Annotated in this window: 8 protein-coding genes; 1 reads left to right on the plus strand and 7 read right to left on the minus strand. The window is 40.0% G+C overall.

The annotated features are described in order from the left end of the window. Window positions 1–146: 146 nt before the first annotated feature. The 4 genes from HPC41_RS14650 to HPC41_RS14665 all read right to left on the minus strand — a co-directional run bounded on the left by HPC41_RS14650 (window position 147) and on the right by HPC41_RS14665 (window position 8,035). Complete coding sequence (locus tag HPC41_RS14650) at window positions 147–959, minus strand: DUF3823 domain-containing protein (RefSeq protein ID WP_172394707.1); 813 nt, start codon at window positions 957–959, stop codon at window positions 147–149. Window positions 960–1,111: 152 nt separating this feature from the next. After that, window positions 1,112–3,172 carry a RagB/SusD family nutrient uptake outer membrane protein gene (locus HPC41_RS14655; protein WP_172394708.1) on the minus strand — a complete coding sequence of 687 codons (2,061 nt, stop codon included), beginning with the start codon at window positions 3,170–3,172 and terminating at the stop codon, window positions 1,112–1,114. 104 nt (window positions 3,173–3,276) lie between these two features. Beyond that, window positions 3,277–6,456, minus strand: a complete 3,180-nt coding sequence (locus HPC41_RS14660) for a SusC/RagA family TonB-linked outer membrane protein (protein WP_172394709.1) — start codon at window positions 6,454–6,456, stop codon at window positions 3,277–3,279. A 124-nt stretch (window positions 6,457–6,580) separates the two neighbouring features. Beyond that, complete coding sequence (locus HPC41_RS14665) at window positions 6,581–8,035, minus strand: glycoside hydrolase family 76 protein (RefSeq protein ID WP_216660758.1); 1,455 nt, start codon at window positions 8,033–8,035, stop codon at window positions 6,581–6,583. A 360-nt stretch (window positions 8,036–8,395) separates the two neighbouring features. Between HPC41_RS14665 and HPC41_RS14670 the strand changes: the two genes are divergently transcribed. Continuing rightward, window positions 8,396–10,918, plus strand: coding sequence for a Kelch repeat-containing protein (locus HPC41_RS14670; protein WP_172394710.1), 2,523 nt, complete (start codon window positions 8,396–8,398; stop codon window positions 10,916–10,918). Between the two features lie 60 nt (window positions 10,919–10,978). Here the strand turns inward: HPC41_RS14670 and HPC41_RS14675 are convergent, their stop codons facing one another. The 3 genes from HPC41_RS14675 to HPC41_RS14685 are packed head-to-tail and all read right to left on the minus strand — an operon-like array spanning window position 10,979 to window position 12,717. Beyond that, on the minus strand, window positions 10,979–11,728 hold the full coding sequence (locus HPC41_RS14675) for a YoaK family protein (protein ID WP_172394711.1): 750 nt from the start codon (window positions 11,726–11,728) through the stop codon (window positions 10,979–10,981). Beyond that, a complete protein-coding gene (locus HPC41_RS14680) occupies window positions 11,712–12,212 on the minus strand; it encodes a hypothetical protein (RefSeq protein ID WP_165306228.1) in 501 nt (166 codons plus the stop codon). Before HPC41_RS14680 ends, HPC41_RS14675 begins: the two co-directional genes overlap by 17 nt. Beyond that, window positions 12,199–12,717, minus strand: coding sequence for a hypothetical protein (locus HPC41_RS14685; RefSeq protein WP_172394712.1), 519 nt, complete (start codon window positions 12,715–12,717; stop codon window positions 12,199–12,201). Before HPC41_RS14685 ends, HPC41_RS14680 begins: the two co-directional genes overlap by 14 nt. Window positions 12,718–12,799 lie beyond the last annotated feature (82 nt).

Raw genomic sequence — 12,799 nt, forward strand, 5'->3', positions numbered from 1 at the left:
TACTCCTGGTTTACTCCTACATTTTTCATACTATCCAACATGATTAACCAGTTTATTTGGTCAACCAGCTGAAACCAGTCTTATTCAAAATCCAACTACAACATTGATATTTTAAAAAGACTAGTTTCAGCCGGTGGCGGATTCCCTTATGGGATATCTATTCTTTTGGCTTCATTGTAATTCCACCTACGAGTACCCGTTCCGCGGGGGGTATCGTAATTAATTCGCGATGCTGCACGTACGAAGACCGTACGGCCTTTTGGGATTTCACCGATAGATTCAAGCTCAATAACCTGTCCCAATTTTGTGTTAAAGCTGTCACCACCGTACTCGATTTTGCTGGACCAACGTTCATCCCGTGCCCTATATCCTACGGTAGAGGAATAGCTAACAAAAAACTGTATATCGGTAACATTCAAAAAGTCTCCGTTATAATTTCCCATCGGTTCTATTTTTTCGCGAAAAAACTGTTCGCTTACCGCACGGGTGACCTTTACCTTAGCTTTTATCTTGCCGTTTTCGACAATGGGGTCGCCAACCCATTCCACTTTAAGAAAAGGGTGCACCTCCATTTTTATTTCATGCGAACCATTCAACTCCATCGTTTTACTATCGTCTGACAATACTTTACCATCGACATCTGTACGCACCAATGGGATAAAAGGCCCGTCTACCGTAATATGATAATTACCTTTGAATAATTTGGTATTCTGAAAAGTTCCATCTGGCATGCAATAAAAGTCAGGGTTGTGCTCCACATTATCTCCCCAACTAAGCTCTGTCAATCGGACACGGATACCTTCACTCCCCTGATCGGTCAATACCGGCTCACCTGTCTGTGTATCAACGACAACTCCTTTTAATGCCACAGAAGGGGCTTCATAATTATCTGCCTCAAAGAGGCTACACGAACTCAGCATACATAATATACCTATCGCGCCAAAAATGCTATTTTTCATCTGTTATACGTTTAGTGATGGTTTGGAATTATTCCCTTCGCTATGCTCGGGTCCTCCATTCCACCAGTAATTCATTATACTTTAATAGTAGAAATTCACTCCTCCAATTAAAACTGCCCAGCTCAATTACGTTCGCAGCACAGTACACTTATCTATCGGTTGGGTTGCTGGTCGATCACTGGACTTTTCGCCACTTCTCCACCGGGAATTTCAAAATAATAGTCTACGGGTGTGTACCGAAACGTTTTGGTACTTACCCATTGGAATCGTGCATCAAAGAAGTATTTACCTGTTGCGGTGGAAAAAAATGGATACAATCCTCTGAACCTAAAATTCTCGTTATTGCTGTATAGATTTTTATCCTTTTGTGTTCCCCAGAAACCATCCCGACCTTCAAAATGGAGTACCCGCCAGCGACGTAAGTCCCATTTCGCCTTATGTTCAAATGCAAGTTCTTTACGACGTTCTCTTCGAACAATGTCCCTTCCTGTATTATCACCGGTGATCGTACCTGTCAATAGATCTGCTCCCGCTCGCGAGCGAATCTCATTGACAGCGCTAGTAGCTGTCTGTAACAGGTCGCTTCCATCAGCAGAATTTGCACCCAGTATTTTTAATTCAACAGCTGCTTCAGCGGCATTTAACAAAACTTCAGCATAACGCATCAAAATAAAGGGCTGATCAGATTTTCCTTCTCCAACTTCTTTTGCTGGATTTGTATTGAGCCATTTACGCACGTAGAACCCAGTTAGTGTAGCTTCTCCATTATCAAAGAATGGCCCTTCATTTCCTGCAGCATTCATTTTTTGCCCGTTATAATCCACTGTTTGCTGTCCATTACCATCTCTCGGACTCAGATACAAGGTCTTTGGTGAACCTGTATATGCCCCCAGCTGTTGATAACGGGTATCCGCTGTAGCGTAGGAATAATCTGTAAACAAAGGTTTTATAGGAGTTTGACCGGTATAAACTCCTGCCCGTATATCCATTTTTCTTTCCTTGAAGATATCATCAGGAAAAATAACATACGCGCGCAGGCGAGGTTCCGCATTTTTAAAGAAGTCCATCGGTTTGTCGTACAGCTTATACTCGCCCTCCTGGTTACTTTGTCCGGTAGTCACCTTGACTGTTCCGTCAGGATACTTGTCAAATCCATCAAACAATTCCATAAAATCCACCGTAGGACAGGTTCCTGCAGAAAGTGGTGACCGAAAAGTGAAAGGCGAACTAAATGCATCAAAACTATGTGTCAACGTCGGATAAACATATTCTTTGACGTAGATATTTTCCGGGCTACTGAGGTCACTGAACATATCCACCATATTTTGATATTGCGCATCTTTATCGTTCGCTGCCCATTTCTTTTTATACAGAGAATAGCCTCCTGCCGTTATTACTTGTCGAGCAGCAGCATAGGCTTCTGCAAAATACTTTTGTGAAGCGGTTTTTGCTGTAGTGGGATCAAAACCGATAACCCGCACACCAGTTTTCCTTCCGAGGCCTGTCAAGCGGCCGGAAACAGTTTCATTGTATTTGGCCACACTTCCCGCATAGAGCATGGCTTCGGATTTAAAAGAAAGGGCGACAAATTTATTGGAATAACCAGTTTTAGGGCCTTTTGGAAGCATTAATTTGATTGCTTCATCATAATCCTTCAGGATCTGGTTCCAGGTATCTTCTTCCGATGCACGGGGGACTTCTAAGTTTTCCGAAGTGTTCGGATACTGCAAAACCTTCGTCACTAAAGGAATCCCTCCAAACCGTCGGGCCATCGCGTAAAATACCGTTGCCCGAACATAATATCCTTCACCTAAATAATGGTTGTAAAGATCTTCAGAAAACTTGTCCTTGTAATTGGGTAAATTCTCGATCAAATGGTTTGCATCCCGAAGTAATTCGAATGCTCTTTCCCAATAGGCTGTCCTTTCACCGGTAAAGGAAGTACTAATGCCATCCCTGGTCACAGCTTCCCCAGTTCCTTCAATGCCGATGGCAGCCAGCCAGCCATTGAATTCTATTCCCCATTGTGCCATATATTTGAAATCTTCAAAAGGCATTAGGCTGTACATTCTTGCCATGTAAATATCCATGCCAGCGGGACTGTTCAACAGATCTTGATCTGTAACCACATTTTTGGGCGTAATATCGAGATCGGCACAACCTGTAAATCCGATTGAGCCAGCTAATGATAATATAATGAGTAGTTTTTTCATCTGTATAAATTTGCTTTTCAATTGTGATGAAGCTATCAGATTTATTCATTCTCCAATATGATTGAATAAATCATGATGGTTTCATTGGAATATTTTTTTGCGTGCTAAAAAGTAAGCGATAAGCCTAATGAGTAGGTCTTATTCAATGGATACATCCGACCTAAGTCATCATCCGGATGTTCTGGATCCACAAATCGTACGCCTGTTATTGTAAATAAATTATAGGCATTCGCGTACACGCGTAAACGCATCGTCGACGAAGGCTTTAGATTTGAGAAAGTATATCCTAGTTCCACACTCTTCAATCTCAAGTAAGCTGTACTGACGCGATTGAATTCAGAGTTTTCCTTTGGATATCTTCCCGTAAAGGCATAATATCCTTTCACCCATGCTGTTGCTGGATCGTAGGGATCAGCGGAAGGATCCACGGGATGCCAGCGATCAAGATATTGTTCCAGCGTTCCACCACCATTTGATCCCCAGATTGCATAGAGAGGTTCTTTATACTGCATGGAACCGAGCGCAGACCCTTGCAGTAATAAGTTCATATCAAAATTTTTGTAGGAAGTCTCAAGGTTCATACTATAGTTAAGCCAAGGTGTCTGATCGAAGGCAAAGGGATGCTCATCTTGACCATTAATTTCACCATCACCATTCCAATCCAGGTATTTATAATCTCCGGGCAATAAATCGCGTTCCTTATAAATCGGATAGCTCCAGATATCTGCCCAATTTTCGTATCTACCGGCCGATTCATATCCAAACTGAAGCCCCTGATAACGATTGTTCAAGTTATCATTGCGCCAGCGATCATAGGAATTGCTATAAGGTCCATTTTCAACAGAAGTCAGGTACTTATTCCTTGTCACTGTGGCGATCGCTCGAACGTTATAGGAGAAATCATTGATTTTATTGCGGTGTTTCAACTCCAGTTCCAATCCCATATGACGGTCACTATCTGCATTTTGCAAAGGCGGAACAGCGCCGATTACTGTAGGAAATTCGCTTTCAGGACGCTTAAATATCCCCGTCCGTGTCCGTTCGAAATAATCTAAAGTAAAACCAAACAAACCATTCCAGCCTTCAAAGTCTATACCGGCATTAAATGTCTTTGCGGTATACCATGTTATCAGCTCGTTTGCAATAGGTTTACGAGTAACTCCAGTAACGTATTTCCCACCAAAAATATAACCTGGTGCATACTGATTGTTATAGCCATTTTCGGCATTACCACTGGTTGCGGGATAGATATAACCCGGAAGCCAACCAAAATCCCAGTCTTTGAACTGATCATCCCCCAATGCGCCATAACTTGCTCTCAATTTCAACTGATTGACAAAAGAAAGTGCATTATTAGACTTGAAAAACGGTTCTTCAGAGATACGCCAGCCTACTGAAGCTGATGGGAAAAATCCCCATTGATGTCCTTTTGCAAAACGCGACGATCCATCATACCGAAACTGGAATTCAGCAATATATCGGCCTGCAAAGTCGTAGTTCACCCGTCCAAATAAAGCCGATTTCGCTTCGTTGTAGTAATCACTGATCCCGCCATACATTGAAGTCATCTGGCCATCTTCTACGCCAGCGAGCAATTGATCAGAACCAAAAGCAAGATTTTTCAGTCCATAAAAGTTATCGCCATCATTTTTTTGTGATTCCCATCCCACAAGTCCGGATAGCTTATGTTGCTCTCCAAACGTTCGATCATAATTCAAGATAAATTGCCCCAATAGCTGTTGTTTATCGAAAAACTCCCGTTTCATTTGATTCGGACTGCTCAGATTATAAAGTTTCTGATCATATTTACCCGTTGTTTTATTCAATGCATATTGATAATATTCCTTTCTGAATAGGGAATTGTTATCCGTGCGGTAATCATAACTAATCAATGCTTTTGCGGAAAACCCTTGCAGTAGAGGTGATAAATTACTCAGATCGTAATTCAGTGCGGCCGAGGATTGAAAGGTCTTCTTTTTAAATTTACGATACCCGGAAATATCCGCGTCCATCATTGCTACTGTATTTTGCTCTAAATCCAGCCCCTCATAATTTAACAAAGTGTTTTCGGGATCAGCATACGCGGCAAATAACATTCCTTGTTTCCAATAATTACGGATAATATCGACGGAACTTGTATAGGGATTATTTTGCTGATCGGCCATTCCGCTGATATTCAAATCCAACTTCAAACCCTTTGCCAATTCTGCCGAAATATTCGAACGTAAATTGTATTTATTATAATTGAGATCACCTGATTTAAAGAAACCTTGCTGATAGGAATAGCCGCCACCAATATAGTATTGAATTTTATTGCTTCCCCCTGAAAAATTAATATCGTGCTGCGTCTGCGGTGCATATTTAGAGAAAATCAACGAGGTCCAGTCTGATGAACGTCGTGTCCCATTTCTAAAATCTTCGAAATCTTTTTCGGTATAAATAGGACTACCTCCATTGATGTTGTTCATGGATTTCTCATTATAGATCGTCATCGCGCTGATCGCATCGGCCAATACAGGCAGACCCGAAGGTCTTTGGAAGGTATAAGATCCATTATAATTCACTGTGGTCTTCCCTTCCTTCCCTTTTTTGGTTGTAACCAATACGACACCATTTGCCGAACGCACACCATAAATTGCTGCCGATGCATCCTTTAATACCGAAACATCTTCAATATCACTTGGATTCAGGCGTTGAAAGTCTTCGCTCGTACGAGGAACCCCATCGATGACGACCAGTGGAGCACCAAGCCCACGAATATCGAAATTGGCACTGTAGGCACCCGGCTCTGCACTTCTCTGCCACACACGTACACCGGCCACACGACCAGTCAGCATATTCTGCGGATTTTCATTTTTGGTCTGCCTCATTTCCGTCCCCTTTACCGACGCGATAGCGCCAGTAAGCGATTGCTTCCGCTGTGTACCATAACCGACAACAACAACCGTTTCCAACTGTGTATCATCATTTTCCAATACAACATTAATCGTGGATTTTCCGTCTGTGAGTTCCTCCTTCGCAGTAAAGCCAAGCGATTTAAATAAAAGCTTCTTCCCTTCCGGAACAACGATTGTATAACTACCGTCAGCATTAGTCGTTGTTTCGATGCGCGTACCGGCATTCTGAACCGAGATCGTTACCCCTGCAATGGGTTTATTGTCACGATCAAGAACTTTCCCTGTGACATTTTTCTGTTGCGCCCATCCAATAGACGGAATACCCAGCGCCAGCAGTACGAGCAGTGTGCTGAGTCGCCGCTTTGATTTCCCTATATCCTTTTTCATCTTAATAAATTGGTTTTAAATATTGATTATGCTATCTGATCTATTTCATGAGCTCGCGAGCCCGGTTTTATTGGTATTCATTTTTACAATCATAATTGTTATGCTGATCTTTTTGTATATTTCACTATTTGCCGGCCTCATATTGAGACAGCATCGCATATTGTGCCGCATAAGCAAACATGAACATCCCTTCCAGGTTATTTTTATCTTTGTCCGCATGCCATCCTCCAAGAAGATCCGGTGGTAATAGACCGGAGCGCAAAAAATGGGCATACCCATAGTCCAAATTCTGCTGAAAGGAGTCCATGTAAATCCCTGCTTTTTCAAAAACCGGAGAAATTTGAAGGAATCCCCGAAGTAATACGCCGTTAAACCAGTTGTTAAAACCGTCCGAAGCATAGGTGTAATGCGCTGGAACCTGCGATCCTAGCTTGGCAAAGTACTGAAAACTGGCATTGGTTAATTTTTCTCCATCTTCCAAATAGATCTTAGCTCTGGTCGCCCGGTACAGATCGGCAGCTCCAGAAATCATTGTACCACTGTTATAGGAAAACGAGGTTCCAACAGCTTTCCTTAATTGGGTATTTTTGCGGTATTTTACACCATCAACGATTTCATAGGCAATGCTACAAGCTGGATAACAGTCGCCCATCATATCATCATAGACACCTTTATTATTTAATAAATGCCCCTTTTGCCAAGCATAAATCCTTTTAGCAAAATCCAAATAAAAGTCACTTTTCAGCAAGCTTTTTGAACGACGTGATTGTTTGTCTTTTGCATCTATATACTTGTATATTATCTGATCTTTCTTTTTCTTATAGATTTCATGTAGCCAAACCAAAGGACTAACCATTGGCGCATTACTACAAGCGTGTTTGGTCACATAACCTGGCCCCCAGGGAATTCCACCATTTTCATTCCCTTGATCATTGAACGTGCAGTCCCACCCATCCAGAACGTAAGCAGTTAGATATTCTGCTTCCTTCAAATACGTTTCCTTTCCAGTCAGATGGTAGGCTTCTATCAGCTCGCGTATCATCCACATTTGATCGTCATAAACATTTAACACCCCTGTCGCGTTGGCTGCGCCTTTTTCCCGGGCACGATCCACTGCGTACACGGTCCAGTCCTGCGTCTGTGTAAAGGAAATAAGGTTAAAGGATCCTAAATAATAAGCTGCATTGTCATGGAGCTGAGCCAATAGATCAACATAACGCTTATAATTTTTTTCAAATAGGCTGTGATTCCCCTTTTCTTTCTGCAATCTGAGGCCACTTAAGATCGCGTTGACTGCTTCTATTGAAGCTGAATACATCCATATACTTGCTTTTTCTTCTGGGCGCACCTTTGTATCTGGATTATAGAATCGGTGCATGGCTTGCCTATCTGTGGAGAAATAAACTTCCATTGAGCGATCAACAAGTTCTATCGCACGTGTTAAGTTTTGCTCTTGAAGCGCCTGACGGCCTTTCGTATGCATAGAAAAAGAAACTGAGTGTTCAGCATGAACGTGCGTGACCATCACCATTGATACGGAAGCAACAAAAATAAATTGCAGCTTTTTAAAGACTTTCATAAGTAAGATTTCGATTTATAATTAGTTCGAGTTCCTACTGGAAATATCTGTAGGAATTCTAACGCAAGGTAAAGTCCGATGATTAATTTTTGGGTTAAAATTGGGTTAAAACCTAAAAATAAAACGATAACCCTAGCAGCTATTTCTTTTTATAACAATATTGGGATCCGAATGCTTATAGTGATTGTAACATAGCTTTTATTTTATTGAGCGCATTTTTTTGCATACTTTTAATCCTGTTAGATATTGATAAGGGGTATCCTAACCCTTACTATGTCATAACGCGTCGACTGAGGACAAAATGAAATATTTGAACAGCTCATTGTCGACGACTATTGGTTTAAGTTTTTTGATTGCGCTATGCGACGCTGTATATTATATATTGTTTTTTTACTTTTAATTCCGCTACTTTCCCGATCTCAGGGGCTCAAGTTTAGAGCCGGACATGAACCTATCGATAAACGAACTTCCTATGAACTATTTGACAAAAAGGATCTTTCTTTTGAAAAACAGTTTACACTAGCATTCCAACTATCTATTTATTCGTCAAACTCATTGGGTAATATTTTCCGTGTCAAGAATAAAGATAATAACACAATTTACAACCTGTTCTACGACGAAGAGGCAGGCAGTTGCATCTTCCGTCTGAACGAAGAAGGGAAAAGTAGTCTGATCATAGCGAAAATAAGCCAACAGCGACTGTTTAAAGAGGAATGGATCAATATCCAATTGACCTTTGATCTTGAAGAACAACTATTTAAGCTCAAAATACAGGATCAGGCTTTTGAGTCTCCAAAGGTGAAACTGCCAAGGCGATATAGCCCCCAGGTTATTTTTGGAAAAAGTGACTATCTGATCGATGTGCCAATGATGTCCATCAAAAATGTACATATTGGAAATACAACCAATAAATATTTCTTTCCACTAAAAGAGAATACAGGTCATATTGTCCACGATGAAGACGGAAACGCTTATGGACGTGTGACCAACCCAACATGGTTGATTGTGGATTCTTACAGATGGAAAAATATTTTTGCAAGCAGTTCGCCATCACAGGCTGGTTCTGGTTACAATCAACGAACCAAAGAGATTTATTATTTTAATCAGGATTCTATAGCCATATACAATTTAAAAAACAATCAGACAAAGAAACTGGCTTTTCGGAAGCCCTGCCCTGTCAAACTGGTTTTAGGAAACAATTTCATTGATACTACGACAAATACATTGTATGTCTATGAGCTTTTCTATACCAGGCCTTACCAGGGCCCTACGGTAGCTAGCCTCAATCTAGAAAATTTTGAATGGAAGGTTGAGAGTTATGATCTGATGAAAAAGGAACTAAACCATCATGGATCTTTCTACGATGAACGACAACGGCAGTTTTATATTTTTGGAGGATATGGAAACATGGCCTATAATGGTCAATTTAACAGATATGATTTAGATTCCAGTAAATGGCAAACCGTTGATGGATGGACTGGTGACAAAATTTTTCCACGTTATTTCCTTTCGGCTGGACAAGCAGCTAATAATCGGGCTGCTTATATATTCGGAGGTATGGGAAACGAATCAGGGGAACACATTGTTGGAAGAAAATATCTTTACGATTTCTATCAGGTAGATTTGGACAGCAAAAAAATCACAAAAAAATGGGACTTAGTTTGGAAAGACAAGCATATTGTACCAGCCCGCGGTGTGGTCTTTCCTGACAGTAACCATTTTTATGCCCTATGTTATCCAGAATATCTAACTAAATCGAATATTCAATTGTACCGTTTTTCTGTCCAAAATGGAAATTTTGAAGTTTTGGGAGACTCTGTTCCAATCTATTCAGACAAAATAAGTACGCATGCCCAGCTTTACTATGATCAGCAATTAGGTAGACTCTTAACGTTGGTTCAAGAATCAAAAGATGATATACAATCTACATTGAAGGTATATTCTTTAAATATGACACCAATAACCTTTACAGAATTAAATAGCTTTCCATCATCTGGCTCAAGCCGCAAAATATTTTTGTTGTTCTTATTATTTGGTACATGTGGCGTTGGCACTTATTTTATTTGGAGACAAAGCCAAAGGAGAGGAAAAATAACAAATTTAAGTTTGACTAAAGAAATAGCCGTTACAAGTACTCCAGTATCAGCAGCAGTAGCCTTTCAACCGATACAAAAAGATGAGACTCCCAGACCAAACGCAATTTTTTTATTTGGCGAGTTCCGTGCATTTGACCGCAATAAACGAGATATATCCTATTTATTCAGTACAAAGTTAAAACAGGCATTTTGTATCATCTTATCTCATAGCGCTGGTATTAGTTCACAATATTTCAGTCAAATTATGTGGCCTGACAAATCAGAAGATAAGGTAAAAAACTCAAGGGGCGTTACGATTAACCATTTAAGAAAAGTTCTGAATGAATTTACCGGAATAGAACTTGTATATAAACATGGCCGCTTCATTATCGAACAAACAGACGAGTTTTATTGCGATTATGTCGAATATATTCGATTAATGGCAAAATTCCCCAATATTTACGAAGGTAGATTAATCCAGATTATTCAAAGAGGAAAATTTTTACATGGATTGGATCAGCCCGTATTTGACACATTAAAAGCGGGAGTTGAACAAAATTTACTACCCATTTTACTAGCAGAGCTTCAGCAGGCGGACCTGGGGTACCAGCATAAAAAAAGCATTGCGCTAGCTCATACAATTTTCTTATTGGATCCCCTAAACGAACAGGCATTGTTTTCTGAAATAAAAGCAATGTATGCTTTAAACCAAAAGCATGAAGCGCATATTAAATTTCAGCAATTTTGTCTTGCCTATAGACAGTCGATGAATGAAGACTTCCCCTATCACCTTGATAAAATCATATAAATAAAGCCAGTCATACCTATTGCATGACTAGCTTTATTAACATTTTTTAGTATCAAAAAATTAAGAGACTAATACCTCCTGATGACGTTTTACAAATTGCTTTTTGAGCAGATATAGTTTATAATGATCATACAAACCTATGATCAACAAAACGAAACAAACGACATAAAATGTTTTATAGGACAAGTAATTAAAAGAAATTCCACTGAGCAGGCCTCCCACTACATAGGCTGAAACAATGGTCAGTAACAAGTGAAATTTATTCACCAAATCTTTGTTGCTTCTATTCGATTCTTTTGTGAACATGGATATTAATATCGCCAAATCAGTCGTCAGTCCGGTTAAATGGGTTGTTTTCACGACGGAATTCGATATGCTCGCCGTTAGCCCATTTTGCAAACCCATTGCAAATAGTAAGGCACCTACTAATATCTCGGTTTCCTTTAAAGAGTCTTCATAGAAGATTTCAAGATATATTCCTACGAACAATATACTTAATATCTCGAGTACCAACGGTATCGAATGCGTCAGGTAAGCGCTGAATTTACCTTTACCATGGATGATAATCAAATTGGAAAGCATGCTTCCAATTAAAAATAATAATATCCAAAACAACACGACAGCACCTTGATACCAGTTTCCTTTCGCTATTTCCTGTGCAAAAACGGCATAATATCCCGTCACATTGGATGTAAAGGAAAAAAATACAATAACAGAGGCGACGTTGACCATCCCAGCCGAAAATGCCGTTAGTCCACCCAGCTTAATATTGTCTTGAATTGTCCGGTGATTGCTATATTTCCTTAGCATATTTTTCCTTTCCTCCTTTTTTCAGCACGATACGTGCTATTCCTTTGGTTTGCATATCCAGGTTGAGATGTAAGACGAGCTGGTTTTTATTCAGTTTCTGAATAATAAAGCTTTCCACAAGCTCATTATTTTTACGCAGCTCAAGGATATGTCCCCTTCCTTTTAGAAACCAGTTATATTGTTTATCCTTGTGATGGGCAACAAAATTCTTCTCACCCATCCTTTCAAAATGCCATAAGCCGTCCTGTAGTGGTGGCAGATGTGCGATGGCAGCATCTTTAATCTCTTCATGGATAATCGCTTGTTTTTTGAATGTTGGAGATTTTTCTACCTTTTCAAAGTACCAACCCTGCTCTTCCCACTCTCCTTCCAAAAGCCTCTCGGGATTTTCATAAAGCATAACCATTGACGACGCCCCGAAAAGCAGCAATGCCAAAAAGACAAAGTTGAATCTTGCCAGTATTTTCCTTTTAGTAATTAACATCCCATTTTTTATTAAAAAATAAATCCGCCAAGACACTTCTTCCCGTTTTGTTCGTTGCCGGTTTTTCGACAATGTTCACATGCTTATGCTTAGTCTTGTTCAAATTCAGCAATGCCTGTCCAACATCAAAGAAATGTCTTGTTCTTTTTTCAAATTGATAATCTGTAGGAATCTTGACCTCGTCAATTCGCGCTCCAGTCAGATAATGATGTAAATAATTGGGATTGTCTGTGCCGATAATATCTGCGTAGATATTCAGTTTGCGGTTTTCATATCGATGGCAAATCATCTGACAGGCCTTTAAAAAGTCTTCAGATTGAAGATCATTGAGCCGATCCTCTAGTGTGATTCCTAATAACTCACTTATTGAAGTGCTGCTCTTATTTCCGTAAACCAAAATAATATCCAGCTGTTCGGCCTGAGACTGCTCGATGCTATGGATTACAAAAAAAAGTGAATCAATTGTAAAATCACTTGGAATCAATACACGCGTTGTTTTTGCCATACCCAATTATTTTTTTAACAAAGTTAATTGGCGTGCATGGCAATGGCATGAAGCTAGAATTAGCTTTTCATTAGAATTTTAA

Origin of the sequence: Sphingobacterium prati, from assembly GCF_013167215.1 — a bacterium.
Lineage (GTDB): Bacteria > Bacteroidota > Bacteroidia > Sphingobacteriales > Sphingobacteriaceae > Sphingobacterium > Sphingobacterium prati.